This is a genomic window from Blastocatellia bacterium (genome assembly GCA_035275065.1).
In the GTDB taxonomy this organism is placed as follows: Bacteria; Acidobacteriota; Blastocatellia; order UBA7656; family UBA7656; genus DATENM01.
The window spans coordinates 147583-164690 of sequence record DATENM010000023.1 but is presented as its reverse complement, the minus strand read 5'-3'; the positions used below and the strand labels follow the sequence as shown (position 1 = coordinate 164690).

Here is a 17108-nt window from a genome sequence, read left to right as displayed (position 1 = left end):
TTAGATCGAGATAGTTGGCGCTGCATCTCTCTGCCGCGCAGAGTGAGTGGCGCGCTTCAGGCGGTGGAGTTTCTAACTCAGGAACAAGCTGATAAGCTTATCTCAGAGTGTAATAGAAATATGAGTTGAGATTGGGGTTGCGCAAAGAAGCGCGGCCCTTTGCTTCTAATAGTCACAGGGTTGTGATATGGATTGCGCGCCCGGTGATCTTAGAGCCTTGTATAATCGCCTGCGCTGCTGGTTATTATGTCATTCCTTTCTAGAGGTCTTTAAACCATACAGACAATCAATGCCCGAAAGTAATTCTTCTACCAATCATTTTGAATGCGGTCTGTCAATTTGATTTAATAAGCCAACCCGCCTTATCAATAAATGCAAGGTTTAGAATACAAATCTTCTTGGAATGGGAATTGCTCATCCGATGCCCGCAACGAATACTTATGCAAACTTGGAGATAAATCCATGATAGGCAGCGGCAGGCTAAGGGCAAAATCTAAGCGGACAACTTCTCTCATTTTACTTCTCTGCTTATTTGTCGGCTTTACGCAATTCGGCAGAACTTCGGCTCGCGGTAGTACCAGAGTACCGGAAGGAGAAAAAATATCCGCCGACTACAAGCTTTCTCCGGACCTGCGCGACCGGGTGCGATTATTGGGGGCATCGAAGGTTGAGTCCGGCAATGCAAGCCAGCCGGGAGAAGATCGCGTCAGGGTCATTCTTCAGTTGAAAGTTCGAGACCACAGCCATATTGATGGGCTGCTGAATGACGAAAGCGTCTCGACAGTGGATGAACTTCAAAGCTTCAACTCAAGAGTCGTAGAGTTGCCCGTTAGCAAGTTGCGCCGTATCGCCGCTTCCGATGACGTGGCTCACATTTCATTGGACAGGTCGCTACAGTCTCTCGGCCATATTGATGCCGAGACCGGCGTAAAGGAAATGCGACAAGCCAACGGCAACAGCGGCATAGAGGGTAAGGATGTAGGTATTGCCATAGTAGACTCCGGCATCTACAAGGACCACCATTCCCTGGGCGGGCGCATAGACGTGAAGCTGGATTTCACGGGCGAAGGGATTATCGAAGAGGACCCTTACGGGCATGGCACTCACGTGGCCGCGATGGCTGCCGCCAATGAACACGTTGCGCATGGGGCCTACGAGGGGCCTGCAGTCTCTTCAAAGATAATTAACCTTCGTGTCCTTGACTCGCAAGGCATCGGCCTGTCGTCAACTTTGCTGAGAGCGCTTGACTGGGTTCTGGCTCCGGCTGACCCTAACAAGCCGTCCGGAGAGAGGAACTACCAGAAATACAAGATTCGGGTTGTAAACTTGAGCCTGGGCACATTGGCGGTTGATTCTTATGCGAACGACCCGCTGTGCCGCGCCGTACGCAGGCTCGTAAACGCTGGAATTGTCGTCGTCGTGGCGGCAGGGAATAATGGGAAAGACAGCGAAGGCAATAAGCTCTATGGGCATATACACTCGCCGGGCAACGAGCCGTCCGCGATCACCGTGGGTGCGGTTAATACATTCGGCACGGATGTCCGCAGCGATGACGGAGTTGCCACTTACAGCTCGCGCGGTCCCACGCGCAGTTATTGGACGGATGCGTTAGGGATAAATCACTACGATAACCTCATCAAACCGGACCTGGTCGCACCGGGCAACAAGATCATAGGCGCGATGTCTAGCGGCAACGCGCTCGTGAGAGATTTCCCTAACCTGAGGGCGAACGTGAGCACCAACCCCGCCCATGAGCAGATGACGCTGAGCGGCACTTCAGTCGCGTCCCCCATTGTATCCGGCGCGGTGGCGCTGATGCTACAGGCTAACCCGAAGCTCACGCCCAATCTGGTTAAGGCGATATTGATGTACACGGCGCAGCCGCTTGCCGGGTATGACACCTTGGAGCAAGGCACGGGGGAGTTGAACGTCGAAGGGGCTGTGCGGCTGGCCAAGCTTGTGCGCACTGACCTGACGAACAACACGCCGCTGGGCGCACCCCTGCTCGTAAGCAGCAACCCGCCCACGCCGCGCACGACCATAGCCGGGCAGACTTTCACCTGGGCGCAGGGGATACTTGCAGACTACACATACTTAACGGGCGTTGAACTGATCACCAAGTATCAGAAAGTCTATGGCACGGGAATGCTGCTGGGCAACGGCGTAGTCATAAACAACGGCATGTTGTTAGGCAACTGGCAGTTGATATCGAACGGAATGCTGCTGGGCAATAACATCATGCTCAGCAACGGCATGCTCTTAGGAAACGGCACTCCGCTTTTGAGCTGCGGAATGCTGCTCGGCAACGGCATGCTCTTAGGAAACGGCATGCTCATAGGGAACGGCGTTGTCAGGAGCGATGGCATGCTCTTAGGCAATGGTGAATTGTGGGGCGACGCAGAGTTGCAATCAATGACCGCTATGGTAGCCGGAGACGATACGCCCTCAATGCCTGTGATAGTAGAGGGCGGCCCTGAGCAATAATCAGCGCCCCCTCGCTTACAGATACCTGCGACAGAAACAAGAGCGCGGAACTAGTCAGATAGCCAACGATTCCGGCTGCTGCCTGATTGCACCTTTTGATGGCAAAAAACACCATTGAGGAAAACTAGATGCAGTCTCTTTTTGCAAAACCAAATATGGTTGCTGGCCTTCAGCCGGGCTTGGCGACTGCAAACGCATTAAGCGTGCGCGCGCTTTCCGCCAGCGATGAGGCTGAAGTCTGGGATTTCTTATCCGCTCGCCCCATCCACACAGTCTTCATGAAAGGCTTCATCAAACAGAACGGCCTGGTTAGCGATTTTAATAGAGGGAAGTTCTACGGCTGTCGCGATATGGAAGGGCGATTGCTGGGGGTCGCTCTTTTAGGTCACATCACCTTGATTGAAACTCGAATTGACGCCGCTTTAAGAGCCTTTGCAAACTACGCGCGCGGCGGCCCATCCATATACATGATTCTTGGTGAGCAAGAGAAGGTCGAGTGTTTCTGGGACTCTTATTCAGCGGGCGCAGTTGAGCCGCGCCAGCAGCGTCGGGAATTGCTGTTCGTGCAAGAGTACCCGCCGCCTATATTCGAACCGCTCCCTGAGTTAAGGGTTGCCACGCCTGATGACCTCCGCATTCTTTTACCCATCTACGGGCAGATGCATAGCCAGGAAAGCGGAGTAAACCCTCTGGAAGTTGACCCTCAAGGGTTCAGCGAGCGGTGGCTGCGTCGAATCGAGCAAAAACAGGCATGGGTTTGGATTAAAGGTGAGAAATTAATATTCAATGCCGATATTATGTGCGATACACCGGATTGCACCTACCTGGAAGGCATCTACGTCGCCCCCAATATGCGCGGCAAAGGGTATGGTCTCAGATGTATGTCGCATCTAAGTCATATGCTGCTGGCTCGCGCCAGGTCGCTTTGCCTTCTCTGCGACGATCAAAACTCGGCAGCTACTAATTTCTTCCAAAAGGCAGGATATGATACGGCAGGCTACTACAAGACTATATTCCTGTCCTGGAAGAGCTAGCCTGAGGATCAAGGAAGAAAATGGGGACCCGCGAAAAAGCGACTAGAGAAAATATCCGACGATGTTATCAGTTAATTGTGACGGTCGCCGGTCTATCATTGTGCGCGCTTTCGGGTGCAAACCTTGCCTTGCTATATGAAACAAGGGACCAGTTGATTGTGCTTGCGCTGATACCGCTGGCCGTCATCGTCGGCGCGTTCCCGCAGAATTTCAAGCTGCCCGTAGGTCTGGCATTCACTCAAGAAGTAATCACCTTCACTCTTACGGACGCGATAGTGATCCTTGTCGCGTGTTGCTATGGGCCTTACCCTGCGATATTAATAGCTGGTATTGAGAGCTTTGTATTGGCGCGGCGCGGAGGCCGTTTGCTTTCGAGCCACCTGTTTTCGTCCGGGATGATGTCGCTCAGCGCGGCAGCCGCTTCCGCCGTTTTGAGCAGCGGGCTTTACTTTATTTTCGGCCAGGCTAGCGCGGGCGCAAATCAGAGCCTTGCTGCCGTCGCCATCTCAATGTTTCTGGCCAGCATCGCGCATTTTACCGTAAACGCAGTTTTGCTTTCGACGCTCATAGCGCTGCGTCATGGGAAGTCAATCCTGCATAGCTGGAAAGATTTTCTTTGGGCCGCCCCCATGTATCTGCCGACCGGAACTGCGGCCAGCTTGATATACGGCGCGCTTCAGATCAACCTGCTTGTGATGGTGGCCATCGGCGGGCCGACGCTGCTGACGACTTTCCTTGCCCATCGCCAATACCGCGATAGCATAAACAGGCGCATAGCAGTGATGGATAAGGCGCACCGCGAAACGATTGAAGCGCTGGCCGTCGCCATCAACGCTAAAGACGAGGTCACGCATGAGCATGTCCAGCGGGTGCAAATCTATGCTGCGGGAGTGGCGCGAATTCTCGGATGCTCTGAGGCCGAGATAGAAGCGCTCAAAGCGGGCGCGCTGCTTCATGACATCGGCAAAATAGCTGTGCCGGACTACATCTTAAACAAGCCGGGGAAGCTGACAGCGGCAGAATTCGAGAAGATGAAGTATCACACCATAGCGGGAGCGCAGATTTTGGGCCGCGTTGAGTTCCCTTACCCTGTGGTCCCTGTCGTCCGTCACCACCACGAGCGGTGGGATGGCACGGGTTACCCGGACGGACTGAGAGGCGAAGAGATACCGCTCACGGCGCGAATACTTTCTGTCGTGGATTGTTTTGACGCTGTCCGCGAAGATCGGCAATACCGCAAGGGGATGACGCGCGATCAAGCCATAGACCTACTCATACAGGGGAGCGGCACGCAATATGACCCGAACGTCGTCGGCAAGTTCATATCCAATTTGCGGGAATTCGAGGCGGAAATATCAGCGCTCCGTAACGCGCCCGTCCCTACTTTTGGAATAGAGCCTTCAGAACGGCTGTCGGAAGCCGCATTGAAGGTTGCTCCGGGTGCCGGGCTTGCCGAAGAGAATAACCAACCAGACCCAACAGCGCGCGTTCAAGATGTCACGGACGTCCTCTGCGAACTTGCAGAATCGCTGTTCGCGGCCCGCGGCCAAAAGGAGATATTCTCCGCGTTGACGGAAAAACTTCTGGCTCTGGCTCCGTACGACCTATGTGCGGTGACGCTCGTAATCCCTGGGACAGGCGACAACACGGTCGTACATGCAAGAGGACACCAGGCTCATCTGCTCGAAGGACATACTAGAGCGCTGGGCGAAGGGGTAACGGGCTGGGTGACGGCCAACGGCAAGCCATTCTGCAACGTAGACCCGAAGCTCGATTTTCGAGGCACGCTGCCGGTCGAGGTTTGCAGCTACCGCACTCTGGCTGCTTACCCGATGATAAAGAAGAATCAAATCTATGGCGCTGTCTCGCTTTACTCATCCACGCTCGATCAGTATTCTGCGGATCACTTGAAGCTCATAGAAAGAGCCGCAGACTTGGCGGCCACGGCTTTATCAAGTGCGTCGCAAACAACCTCTCCCGATGTCAGGTTTCAATCGGGCGAGGATGACTTTATTTCCAATACAGCAATCGCGAGACAGGTTCTTAATTGACCCCTTATGGATGGGCTCGTATCAGCCGAATAATGAGTGACTCCTCCGCCGACAAGCGCGGCTTTGATGAAAACGTTGCCGCGCCAAAAGCATTAGCCTCTGGCGCGGCTGTAAGTGCTAGTAATTAAAGGATGACTCGTACGGGATTTGAACCCGTGTTGCCGCCGTGAAAGGGCGGTGTCCTAGGCCCCTAGACGAACGAGTCAAAAATCAAAGCCGCATGGAGGCGAATGGCCTCTGGCGCTGAATGAAAAATAGTAGCGGAGATGGCGCGCTCGCGCAAGCGAAGGCTCGCTATCCACGCAGGTCTTCCGGTCGGTCTATGTCATCTAATTGCTCAAGCAAGCGGTAGCGCAGATCGAGGCGCGCGGCGATCTGTAAGGTATGACGCAAAACAGTGTCGGTTCCCCAATTGATGCCTTCAAACAGTTGCGGAATGGCGCGACGCAGGCCGATCAGGTAATAGCCGCCGTCGCGCGCCGGGCCCATCACTAACTCGTTGTCGCCGAGCGCTGTGAACGCCGACAAGAGGGTTGCCGGCGCGATATCCGGACAATCCGTGCCGATCAGCACCACTCCATAACAGCCTTCTTCAAATGCCTCGCGAAAGGCTTCGCGCATGCGTGCGCCGAGGTCGCCATCGCCCTGAGCGCGCAGGTGCGGGCCGCCGCCGAGCCATTGCCGCATCAGTGCGGCATCGCCACCGGCGTAGCGGACTTCGAGCGTGAGTCTTCTCAGCGTCGCAAGCCGGCGCGCGGTGGCGAGGGTTCGTTCCGTTAAGCGGCGGTGGAGATCAGCCGCGCCCTCTGCGCCGAGCGCCGGGATCAGGCGCGTCTTCGCGCGCCCCGGCTCGGGGTAGCGCGTGAAGATGATCAGCCGCTCGCCTGGTCTCTGCATCAGCTTAAGCATGCCTGATCCGGCGGCGGCGAAAAAGCGCGTGTCCCGCCCGCTTAGACCCCCTCGGTGGGCGTCGTCTTTGTTGTCGGCGGCGGCGTTGTTGTGGTTGTTGGCGGTGTCGCTGGTGTCGTTGTCGTGGTTGTCGTGGTTGTCGTCGGCGGCGGCGCAGTGCCATCGCCGGTGCCTTGAATCGCCTGTGTCATGCCGATGTCGCGACTCGATTGAATGCCTTTGGAGACGACGTACGAGCCGCCACTGATGCCCAGCAGCGCCAGAATCTGGCTGGGGATGGTCGGATAGCCCGGCGGCACCTGATTGACGATCAGGTAAAACAGCGTCAAGGCAATGACGAAGGTGAAAACCAGAAACTGGAAACGCGAGAGGCTGGCTTCACCGTCCGGCTCGCTAATCAACCCCGTGAGGTCGATCTTGCCGATGAGGATCAGCCACAGGATGATTCCTCCGAGCACGCCGAGGAAGATGGTCAATATCCAGCCGATCACTATGCCGAGTTGTGCCATTGGTCGGTTCTCCTTTTTATTGGTTATTCCGCCGGCTCTTGCTGAGCAGTGAAGTGGGCAAGAAGAGCCGTAGTTTTTCTGCCAACATCGCGTAGAGCTTGCCGCCAAGGTAAGCTCCATGACTGCCGCCTAGCAGCAGCATCATCTCGTCGGGCAATTCCGGAAGCGTCTTTGAGTGTGAATCACTGAGCCCAAGAAACAGGTAATAAGCGGCGATGGCCAGCGTGATGACCATTAATTGCAGGCGCGCCGGAGAGAAGTTGCGGGTGCCGGCTTTGGTCGTCAGCATGCCGCTGGTGTTGATCTTGCCGGTCAGTAGCTGGTAGGTGATGACCGCCATCAGACCGCCGAGCAATAACCAGATTTCAACGCGGAGAACCAGTGACAAAGTCTTCATCGCAAGTCTCGCTTTAACGTTAAATTGTATGTCGAGCGTCGGCAGCCAGATGCTCGCGGACCGCCCGCCGCCAATCAGGGCGCGTCCTGGCGGCTGATCCGTCCGTCAAGGGCCGGCGAAATCTTCAGCGCCTTCTTAATCTTTTCGCGCACCAGGTCGGCGTCGGTCTGGTTGCTTCCCGGCGGCAGCAAATCGGCTTTGCCGCGAAACATGTCATAACCTTCGTTGCCGCCCGCGATGTAACTGATCGTCGCCAGCCGGTAGCTCTTACTGTCGTCCAGCGGCTGGCCGCCGACCGTGACGCTGGTGACGCGCGAGCCCGGCGGGCGCAAGCCGTTATAGACGAACCGCAGGCCCGCGACCTGCGGGAAGCCGCCGTCTTCTGTCTGCTCGATGATGCGGCTGACGCCGCGCTCAAGGGCGCCGCGCAGCTCGGCCCCGGTCACCGCAATCATCACGACTTTGTTCTTGAAAGGGAGGATCGAATAGACGACGCGGTTGGTGATCGGCCCGGCTTTGTAAAGCAGGTCCGAGCGCAGCCCGCCGCCGTTTACCAGCCCGACATCGGCGCCGGTCGCTTCGCGGAAGGTGTCGGCGATAAAGTCCCCGACGTTGGCTTCGCGGGCGCGCACCGACTCCTGCTCCGCGTCCAGGTCGACCGTCGATTCACCGATCTTCTCTTCGAGGTTGATGCCGCCCAGCACGCCGCCGAGCTTGCTCTCATAATCATCGATGATGGCGCGGACGCGGGCGTCCTCCTGCACTCCCTGTGTGACCGGGATGACTGTCCATTCGCTGCCCTGTAGCTTGCCGCTGCGCGCATCAATCTTGAGGTCGAGGCGGCCCAGGTTGCGGGCGTCCGAGCCCATTTTGTAGATCGGCGTCATGCCGGCTTCGGGCGCAATCAGCTGATGGTCATGGCCGCCGAGAATCAAATCGAGCGGCACGGCTTCGGCCAATCGCTTATCGTCGGCAAGCAAGAGGTGAGTCAGGCCGATGACGACCTGCGCGCCCTGCGCGCGCATCTGCGGCACCAGGTCGCGCGCCGTGGCAATGGGATCGAGAATCTCGATGTCGGGGCCGGGCTGCGACGTTTGCGCGGTGTCTGCCGTCAGCAGGCCGAAGATGCCGACGCGCACCCCATCTACCTCCTGGATGACGAAACGTTGCGCGCCGCCGAAAGGCGCGCCCGTCGTTTTGTCAATCACGTTTGCCGCCAGCCATGTGAAATGCGATTCCCGCAACCGCTGGCGTAAGACATCGGGCCCAAGATCGAACTCGTGATTGCCAAGCACCGCGAGGTTCAGCCCGAGGTTGTTCCAGATGTCAATCATCTGCCCGCCCTTGAAGGCAATCGATTCCAGCGACGGCGACAGCGTGTCTCCGGAAAGCACAAAAATGACGTGGTCGGATTGGCTGACGATTGTCTTTTGCAAGGTGGCGATGCGCGCCAGCCCGCCCTCGGCATTCGGGCCGTTTGGCAACAGTTGATAGACATCGTTCAACTGCATCAGCGTGAGATTGACCACGCGGCCAGTCTGGGGAGTCGGCTTGATTACCAGCGGGCCGGCGGCCATAACCAGAAACACCACTAGAAGCATGGCGTACTGCGGCAGCGTGGGTCGCCAGCGCCGCTCGTGGCGGCGAGCGATGGCGCGATTCGTTACCGGAGAGGTCTTGCTATCGGAAAGCGCTGCGGTTCCTTTGTTTGCCATAGCCTGCTTCGTGTGCTGCCGGGCGCTACAGGATTTGAGCTGCGAAAACTAATGGGCCGATGATGGGCAGCGATTCTATCATGGAAAATCGTAAAGGAAGAAAAATTATTAAGCATTGTCCGCCGACTTCAATCCTTGGTCATGCGCTCAACTTTTCTGACCGGTAGCGAATAACCAGGGGCCGGCGACACGCGGCAAAGGGCGGTCTATGCCTTTCTCTCTTGCCCTGTGCCGGCGCTTCAGTTTGGCCCGCAACTTGTATAAACTCTATTCTTAGGGGTTCTTGCAGACGCTTGTATCGTAACCAACAGGGGTGAGGCGAGCCGTCCGGCCATCCTCGCAATCTCTTGCCTATGCAAAAACGGACAGGCTCAGCGGCGCCGCGTAAGCCGACAGGTGACGTGCCGCCGGCTGGCGAGCAACTCTTTCGCGCCGTCTTCGACAACGCCCTCGAAGCGATGGTGATTGCCGATGATCAGGGCAACTACATAGACGCCAACCCGGCGGCCTGCGAGTTGTTCGGGGTGAGCAAAGCGGAATTGCTTGGCAGCAATCTGGCGCGCTTCGCCGAGCCGGGCCACGACCAGGAGACCGCGCAAGCGTGGCGCGCCTTCCTCGATGCAGGCGAGCAGCAAGGGCTTTTCCGGCTCATCCGTCCCGACGGCGAGGTGCGCGATCTCGAATACAATGCGCGCGCCAACATCCTGCCGGGCCGCCACCTGTCGATCCTCCGCGATGTCACTCAGCGCCAGCGCACCGCACTGGCGCTCAGCGAGCAAGCCGAAGAGCTTGCCGCCGTCAATCGCATCGGGAAAATCCTCGCCGCCGAGCTGGATGTCAGAAAAATCGTCCAGGCGCTTACCGACGCGGCCACTGAGCTGACCGGCGCGCGCTTCGGCTCGTTCTTCTACAACGTGGTTGATGAAAGCGGCGCGTCGTACATGCTCTACACGCTGTCGGGCATGCCAATCGAGCACTTCAAGAATTTCCCGATGCCGCGCGCCACCGAGATTTTCGGGCCGACCTTTCGCGGCGAAAGCGTCATCCGGCTGGCCGACGTGCGCCGCGACCCGCGCTATGGCAAGAACTCGCCTTATCATGGCATCCCGCCGGGCCATCTGCCGGTCGTCAGCTACCTGGCCGTGCCGGTCGTGCTGCGCTCAGGCGAAGTCGTCGGCGGCCTGTTCTTCGGCCACCCGGACCCGAACGTTTTCACCGAGCGCGCCGAGCGCATCGTCGTCGGACTGGCGCCACATGCCGCCATCGCCATTGAAAACGCACGGCTCTATCAGCAGGCGCAACGCGCCATCGTCGAGCGCGACGAGCTGCTAGCCAGAGAGCAGGCGGCGCGCGCCGACTCCGAAGCGGCCAATCGCATAAAGGACGAATTCCTGGCGACCGTGTCGCACGAGCTGCGCACGCCGCTCAACGCCATGATCGGCTGGTCGCGTATGCTGCGCACGGGCCGGCTCGATGACGAAACCCGCGACCTGGCGCTTGAGACCATCGAGCGTAACGTCCGTTTGCAGACGCAGGTCGTCGAAGACATTCTTGACGTCTCGCACATCATTACCGGCAAGCTACAACTGAAGCCACATCCCCTTGAGCTGTCGCCGGTCATCGCAGCGGCGGTCGTGGCGCTGCGCCCGGCGGCGAATGCCAAAGGGATTGAGATTACATTAGCCCTGGACGAGGACGCCGGCATCATCAGCGGCGACGCCGACCGTTTACAACAGGTGGTCTGGAATCTACTGTCGAACGCCGTCAAGTTCACACCCGCGGGCGGGCGCGTTCATATCCGACTTGAGCGCGCCGGCCAGTCTGCGCGCATCATCGTTAGCGACACGGGGGAAGGCCTAAGCCGCGACTTCTTGCCGTTTGCCTTTGATCGCTTTCGGCAGGCTGACTCGACCAGCACGCGCGTGCATGGCGGGCTCGGCCTGGGGCTGGCCATCGTCCGTCACATCGTCGAAATGCATGGCGGCACGGTGAGCGCCGAGAGCCAGGGCGAAGGCAGCGGCGCAACCTTCACGGTCGCTTTGCCGCTGTTGCGCCCGCCCGGCGACGCCCCGGCCGGCGGTGTGTCCTCTGACGATTCGGAGTGGCGCGACCGGCCATAAAAAAATAGGCGGGTGATCTGCCACCCGCCCTTCAGGTTTTCTGTTAGGAGACTGCTACTCAGTTACTACGGTACGAAAAAGATGGTTTCAACCGTCGCGCCGGCATACGGCCTAGCGCAAGAACTCCATCGCAATCTGCGACAACGCGCCGACCAGGGGCTCGGCGATGCGGCTGGTGCGGCTGCGCCCGCCGCCGAGCGTTCCGGCCAGCAGGATGCCGAAGCCGATGCCCGCGCCGAACGCGATCAGGGTCAGCGCGCCGGGGTTCTCGCGGCCATAAGTCATCGTCTTGTCATAGGTGTTGCTCAAGACTTCCGACGTCTTGTCGTAAGCGTTGCCCAAGACTTCCGACGTCTTGTCGTAGGCATCGCTCACCACCTGCCGGGTCTGGTCAACGGTCGTCTGCGCGGTATCTTTGGCGCGCTGCGGGGCGCTGCCGGTCGTCGCCGTGCTGCGATTGCTGGCCGAACTAGGCGAGCTGGGCGAGCCAATCGAGCCGGTTGAGCCAGTCGAACCGGACGAGCCGGTGGTTGAGCTGGTGGTGTTGATGTCTTTCGTGGCATTTCGATTCGATTCCATGAATTATCCTCCTTGACGAATGAAGTGGTTCAAAACCCGATAGCAAATGACGCGCGGCGTGATCCTCTCCCCCTCTTGACCGTCGGTCAATTCTCGCAGGCTGAATCGTCGCTGCACGCTCTCGCTCCGTTGCAAATTGCCGATGATGGTTAGAGCAACCGGCTGGCGTTAAACGCGCCGTCCCGGTTGCCGTTGATTGCCTGCGAGCATCTCGCCGGCCTTGCGTTTACCGAAATCCACCGCCGCTTTGGTAATGGCCCCGGTCACCGCCGCGCGAATCGCCACGCCGGGTCCGCTTTTCTTCCCCGGCAGCGCATCGCCCATGACGTCGCGGGCGCGGTCGGCGAAGTCTTCGGCGATCTCGGCCACCGCATCCATGATGCGCTCGCGCGGCGTCGGCTCATGCTTGAACAGCCCGGCGACGATGAAGCCGGCGCCCGCCGCCAGCCCCAACGCCAGCCACGGATACTTGCCGACGTATTCACGCCAGTCGAGCGTCTCTTGAATGCGCTCGCCGAGCTTGTCTACGGTCTCCGAGATCGAGTCGCGCTTGGCGGCGATGTCCTGGCGAATCGCTTCGGCGCTGCGCTCCGGCGTCGGGCCGGTTTCGCGCCGTTGCGCGGCTACGTTAGTTGTTTGAGCCATTCCTTATCCTCCTCAAGAGTTTCGATGGTCTGTTTCGGCTTCAAGCTGGTTCGCTTGAGCCGTCCGAGGCCCGACATGGCGATGCCGCCGCCGACTGCGGCAAAGACGACGCCGACCAGCAGCGCCGCCAGCGCCGTATCCATGAAGTGCGCCAGCCCGGCGACCGCCGCGGCGGTCAGCGTAAGCAAAGCTACAAAGGCCAGCAGCCCGCCGATGGCTACGGTGACCGCGCCGGAGCGCAGGCGAGTGACCTTCTCGCTCATCTCCTGCTTGGCCAGGTCGATCTCGTCGCGGACGAGCGCCGCCGAATTGTTCGCCAGTTCGCCGAGCAACTCGCCGAACGACTCGCGCTGTATGCCGCCATTGATTCCGGTTGGGATCGTTTCGCGCATCTGCATGGCGTTACCTCCTGCGCAACAGAATGCCGAGCGCCAGACCGGCAGCGCTCGCGATGAGCAGGCTGCGGCCAGGGTTGCTATGCACCTGCTGTTGAATGTTGGATTTGATTTGCGTCGGGTCGAGGTCGCGCACATAATCGGCGGCGGAATTTAGCCAATCGGAGGCTTGATTGGCATAGCCGGCGACCGCGCCCTGCTGCCCGCTCTTTTGCCGGAGCGCGTTAGCGGCTTCGCCCAGTTTGTCGGCTACGGTTGACTTAACCTGGTCGAAGCCTGAGCCGCCATTGCCGGCTTGCACGGGCGGTCTGTTCTGACTTGCGGCGAGGTCATCTATACGCGTCATTTCCTGCATCGCACACTCCTTTATCTGATAAACAAGTCGCGCTGACTTCAGGCTGTTAAGAGCAAGACGAATGCCAGCCATACTCCCATTTCGTCGTCGCGTGGCGGCGCTCGCAAATCTGCGCCGCGAGTTTTGATGAAGGACAGATTTTTCGGCGATTTATGCCGGTTCCAGGGCTACGGCTCATAGACCGCTTTGCGGGGCATCAGGATGCCCGTGCCTGAGTCGCGTACAAGGTTGTCCCTTAACCGTGCAGTCCTGTCTGATTACCTTGCATAACTGCCGGGCGGCGCGGCGCAATCTATTAGGTTGCGTACCGCCTCGCGCCACCTGTTAAATTGCGCCACAGGCTCCGCAAAGTAGTGAAGAAACCGCCCTCTGCTACCGTCTAACTCAGCATGAAAATACTGACCGGCGCAACGCTCCTGCTTGTCCTGCTGATCGCCTGTCACCGCGCGCCGCCCGAAGGCAAAGGCGCCGGCGAAACCGTGACGGCTGGCGCGGTACGCTTTCGCGTCGAGACCATAGCCGGCGGGCTGACGGTTCCGTGGTCAATCGTCTTTGTGCCCGACGGGCGCATCCTGTTGACCGAGCGACCGGGCCGAGTGCGCGTCATCGAAAACGGCAAGCTGCGACCGGAGCCGCTCGCCACGATTAATGATGTCGAGCCATCGGGCGAAAGCGGCTTGATGGGCATGACCTTGCACCCGCAGTTCGCCGGCAACCATCTCTTGTATCTCGCCTACGCCTATCGCGCCGGCGGCCAGCGCGTCCGGGTCGTGCGTTTCAAAGAGACGAGCCGCGGCCTTGTTGATCGCAAATTGATTATCGAAGAGATTCCCGCGGCGGCCAATCACGCCGGGTGCCGCTTGCGCTTCGGCCCTGACGGCAAGCTCTACATCACAACCGGCGACGCGACTGAAAGAGCCCTGGCGCAGCAGCTCGATTCACTCGCCGGCAAGACCCTGCGCTTGAATGACGATGGCACGGTGCCGCCCGATAACCCGTTTGTCGGGCAGACCGGGGCACGCGCCGAAATCTGGTCGTACGGCCACCGCAACGCTCAGGGCCTCGATTGGCAGCCGGGCACGAATGTAATGTTTCAGACAGAGCATGGCCCGTCGGGATTTGACGGGCCGGGTGGCGGCGACGAATTCAACCTCGTCGAGCGCGGCAAGAACTACGGCTGGCCGGTGATTCATCATCAGGCGACGGGCGCGGGGATGGAAGCGCCTTTATTGGAATACACGCCGGCGGTTGCGCCGGCGAGCGGCATGTTTTATCGCGGCGCTGCCTTTCCCGAATGGCGTGGTAATTACTTTTTCGGTTGCCTGCGAGGCCAGTGCGTCATTCGTGTGGCGCTAGACGGCCGCCGCGTCGTCAGCCAGGAGCGCCTGCTGGTTGAAGATTACGGGCGCATTCGCGACGTGGCGGAAGGGCTGGACGGCACGATCTATTTCTCGACCTCGAACCGCGACGGGCGCGGGCGCGCGGCAAGCGGCGATGACCGCGTCTTGCGCCTTGTGCCGCTTCCTTAAACCGCTCTGTAAAGCAAAGCGCCGCAATGCCGGAGCCGGGCTCGACAGCATTGCGGCGCTTGGGGGATCGGAACCAGCATGGGGAGAGGCTCATTCCGATGTGGGGGACGGGGCAAAAGGGGGCGACAGAATATCTAGTGCGTCAGCTTCAACCTGCTGGAATATCTTGGGGGCAGCCCTATCAATATCAACTCGCGTACCAGAACATGCGCTGCTATCAGTTCGGGGTAGGCGATGCCGAGAAGCGAAAAAAATCATCACGAATGGATGACCGCTCGGCAACCGTCATTGCACGGCTTCAACCATAATGAATGACGCATTGCGCGCAGAATGAAAGAACTTGACTGAGCGTCAAAATGCAAGTGACAAGCGGCGTGACCCGCGAGTGACAAGTCGCGTTATCGCGGATCGGGCAAATGGTGAGTAATGCCACAAAACACGACGCGGCGACACGGAGACGCGGGGAAGGGAAGAGGCGGGGATAAAGGGACTGACTATCCTGTCGCCGCGTCGCCGCGTCACGGTTTAAGGCTAATCAGATAATTGATGCTGCTCATCAGCAGCGCGAAGCCGACGGCCAGGTTGATGCCGCCGCGCCAGAATGGCGGCGTGTTGAACAGGGTCAGCGCCAAGCTCAGCGCCACCGTCAAGCTGATGACCAGCCAACTGCGCAGGCTGTAAACCCGTATGGGCCGCTGCGGCTCGGTCATCGCCCGCAAGCGCTCGATGTTGCGCTGCGAGGTCTTCGCCAGCACGTACTTGCCTTTGGCGATGCCAATCACCAGCCACACGAGGCTTGTGGCGATAATCACACTGGCGCGGATCGTCAGCGACGCGTCGGCCATGCGCAAGACGCCCAGCGCCACTAAAACGGTGCCGCCCGACGCCCACAGAAAAAACGCCAGCTTGACGAGCGTGCGCGGCGTCAGCTTGACCGGCAGCAATAACAGGATGACGGCGATGAACGGGGTGAGAGGAAGGCTGGTCATACAGCCTCTGCGCGCGGCTCGCCACGCAGCACGCGGCCCAGGCGCGCGACGCCTTCGCTGATCTTTTCCGGCGTTTCTTTCGAGTAAGCCAGCCGCAAGGTGCTGGCGCCGCCGCCGTCAACGAAGAACGGCTGGCCGGGAACGTAAGCGACACCACAATCAAGCGCCTGCGGCAACAAGGCGGTCGCGTCCAGCTCGGCGGCCAGCTCGAGCAAGATAAAAAAGCCGCCCGTGGGCCGTGTCCAGTGCGCCGACGCCGGCGCGCACTGGTCGAGCGCCGCGAGCATCGCCCGGCAGCGCACTTCATAAAACTGTCGCAACTCCGGCAGGCGCTTTTCGACCAAACCTGAGCGCAGCGCCTCCAGCACGATTGCCTGATCGAGCACGCTGGTCGAAAGGTCTGCGCCTTCTTTCGCCAGCTCGATTTTATCGGCGAGCGCAGCGGGGGCGCGCAGGTAAGCGGCGCGCAATCCCGGCGCCAGCACCTTCGAGAACGAGCCGAGGTAGATCACCCGCTCAGGCCGCAGCGAGGCCATTGCCGGCGGGTGCGCCGCGGCGCTGAACGCGAGATCAAAGTACGGGTCGTCTTCGACAATCAACAGGTCGAACTCGTCTGCGAGCGCGACGAGTTGCTCGCGCCGCTCAAGCGTGAGGGTCACGCCCGAAGGGTTTTGAAAATTGGGGATGGTGTAGACGCATTTGACACGGCGCCCGGCCTGGCGCAGGACGATGATCTTTTCGCGCAGGTCTTCGATGTTCAGCCCCGCGTCATCCTGCCGCACGCCAACCATCTCTGCGCGCGCGTTGTGCAGCGCGATGATGCCGCCGATGTAGCTCGGCAACTCGACCATCGCCACGTCACCTGGATCGATCAACAGGCGGGCGGCCAGGTCGAGCCCTTGCTGCGAGCCGGAGGTGACGACAATCTCGGAAGGCGTCGCGTTGATGCCGCGCCCGCCGAGCATCTCGGCAATGGCTTCGAGCAAGGATTGCGGGCCGCGCGTCGGGCCGTATTGCAAGGCGAACTGGCCGCGCGAACGGATGACGCGAGCGGCAATCTCGGCGAGCGCTTCGACAGGAAAGGTCTCGCTGCTCGGCGCGCCCGCCGCCAGCGAAATGATGTCGCGGCGTCCGAGCAGTGCGGTCAGCTTGCGGATGGCATTGGGCTGAAGGCCGCGGCCCATCACCGACAGCAGCTCGTCGTAGACAATCTCTCCATCGGCCATCTGCCGTCAGCCTTTCACGTCGAACTTGAACTGCACGACGTGGCTCGTCTCGCTCGGGTCGTTGGTCCGAATGGTGACCGTTTTCGTGTGCGGGCCAGCCGCTTTGCCGGTTTCGACTTTGATGCGGATTGTGCCGACCTGACCAGGCCGGAGGACTTTCGGGAAGTCCAC

General features: G+C 59.6%; 16 protein-coding genes and 1 tRNA gene. 5 read left to right on the top strand and 12 right to left on the bottom strand.

All coding sequences use genetic code 11. The features are described from left to right. The first annotated feature begins 462 nt into the window (after positions 1-462). The 3 genes from VJ464_04680 to VJ464_04670 all read left to right on the top strand — a co-directional run bounded on the left by VJ464_04680 (position 463) and on the right by VJ464_04670 (position 5569). Positions 463-2484 (top strand): S8 family peptidase, encoded by a 2022-nt coding sequence (locus VJ464_04680; GenBank protein ID HKQ04401.1) that lies wholly within the window; start codon positions 463-465, stop codon positions 2482-2484. 128 nt (positions 2485-2612) lie between these two features. Continuing rightward, positions 2613-3518 carry a GNAT family N-acetyltransferase gene (locus tag VJ464_04675; GenBank protein HKQ04400.1) on the top strand — a complete coding sequence of 302 codons (906 nt, stop codon included), beginning with the start codon at positions 2613-2615 and terminating at the stop codon, positions 3516-3518. A gap of 20 nt (positions 3519-3538) precedes the next feature. Next, positions 3539-5569 (top strand): HD domain-containing phosphohydrolase, encoded by a 2031-nt coding sequence (locus tag VJ464_04670; protein HKQ04399.1) that lies wholly within the window; start codon positions 3539-3541, stop codon positions 5567-5569. Between the two features lie 132 nt (positions 5570-5701). On the opposite strand, the gene VJ464_04665 is transcribed toward VJ464_04670, so the two are convergent. From VJ464_04665 to VJ464_04645, 5 genes are all read right to left on the bottom strand, one after another. Next, positions 5702-5774, bottom strand: a tRNA-Glu gene (locus VJ464_04665). Between the two features lie 89 nt (positions 5775-5863). After that, complete coding sequence (locus VJ464_04660; protein HKQ04398.1) at positions 5864-6478, bottom strand: TIGR04282 family arsenosugar biosynthesis glycosyltransferase; 615 nt, start codon at positions 6476-6478, stop codon at positions 5864-5866. Positions 6479-6519: 41 nt separating this feature from the next. Beyond that, positions 6520-6987, bottom strand: coding sequence for a hypothetical protein (locus VJ464_04655; protein HKQ04397.1), 468 nt, complete (start codon positions 6985-6987; stop codon positions 6520-6522). Positions 6988-7003: 16 nt separating this feature from the next. Next, on the bottom strand, positions 7004-7384 hold the full coding sequence (locus tag VJ464_04650; protein ID HKQ04396.1) for a hypothetical protein: 381 nt from the start codon (positions 7382-7384) through the stop codon (positions 7004-7006). Between the two features lie 74 nt (positions 7385-7458). Continuing rightward, entirely contained in the window at positions 7459-9099 is a 1641-nt protein-coding gene (locus VJ464_04645; protein HKQ04395.1) for a 5'-nucleotidase C-terminal domain-containing protein, read from the bottom strand. A 353-nt stretch (positions 9100-9452) separates the two neighbouring features. Here VJ464_04645 and VJ464_04640 point away from each other — a divergent pair, with 353 nt between their 5' ends. Further along, positions 9453-11219, top strand: a complete 1767-nt coding sequence (locus tag VJ464_04640) for an ATP-binding protein (GenBank protein ID HKQ04394.1) — start codon at positions 9453-9455, stop codon at positions 11217-11219. A 111-nt stretch (positions 11220-11330) separates the two neighbouring features. Here VJ464_04640 and VJ464_04635 read toward each other — a convergent pair whose 3' ends face one another. The 4 genes from VJ464_04635 to VJ464_04620 all read right to left on the bottom strand — a co-directional run bounded on the left by VJ464_04635 (position 11331) and on the right by VJ464_04620 (position 13193). Then, entirely contained in the window at positions 11331-11798 is a 468-nt protein-coding gene (locus VJ464_04635) for a hypothetical protein (GenBank protein HKQ04393.1), read from the bottom strand. A 168-nt stretch (positions 11799-11966) separates the two neighbouring features. Next, positions 11967-12443 (bottom strand): hypothetical protein, encoded by a 477-nt coding sequence (locus tag VJ464_04630; GenBank protein ID HKQ04392.1) that lies wholly within the window; start codon positions 12441-12443, stop codon positions 11967-11969. Next, positions 12422-12841 carry a phage holin family protein gene (locus tag VJ464_04625; GenBank protein ID HKQ04391.1) on the bottom strand — a complete coding sequence of 140 codons (420 nt, stop codon included), beginning with the start codon at positions 12839-12841 and terminating at the stop codon, positions 12422-12424. The genes VJ464_04630 and VJ464_04625 overlap by 22 nt, the downstream gene beginning before the upstream one ends. A 4-nt stretch (positions 12842-12845) precedes the next feature. Further along, entirely contained in the window at positions 12846-13193 is a 348-nt protein-coding gene (locus tag VJ464_04620; protein ID HKQ04390.1) for a hypothetical protein, read from the bottom strand. 389 nt (positions 13194-13582) lie between these two features. On the opposite strand from VJ464_04620, the gene VJ464_04615 reads away from it, so the two are divergent. Next, positions 13583-14722, top strand: coding sequence for a PQQ-dependent sugar dehydrogenase (locus VJ464_04615; GenBank protein ID HKQ04389.1), 1140 nt, complete (start codon positions 13583-13585; stop codon positions 14720-14722). A 518-nt stretch (positions 14723-15240) separates the two neighbouring features. Here VJ464_04615 and VJ464_04610 read toward each other — a convergent pair. Genes VJ464_04610 through VJ464_04600 form a run of 3 tightly spaced genes read right to left on the bottom strand, consistent with a single transcriptional unit; the run spans position 15241 to position 17108 of the window. Then, the gene (locus tag VJ464_04610; protein HKQ04388.1) at positions 15241-15711 is read right to left on the bottom strand and encodes a hypothetical protein; all 471 of its coding nucleotides are present in this window, start codon (positions 15709-15711) and stop codon (positions 15241-15243) included. Continuing rightward, positions 15708-16937 (bottom strand): PLP-dependent aminotransferase family protein, encoded by a 1230-nt coding sequence (locus tag VJ464_04605; protein HKQ04387.1) that lies wholly within the window; start codon positions 16935-16937, stop codon positions 15708-15710. Before VJ464_04605 ends, VJ464_04610 begins: the two co-directional genes overlap by 4 nt. 6 nt (positions 16938-16943) lie before the next feature. Then, the gene (locus tag VJ464_04600) at positions 16944-17108 is read right to left on the bottom strand and encodes a hypothetical protein (GenBank protein HKQ04386.1); all 165 of its coding nucleotides are present in this window, start codon (positions 17106-17108) and stop codon (positions 16944-16946) included.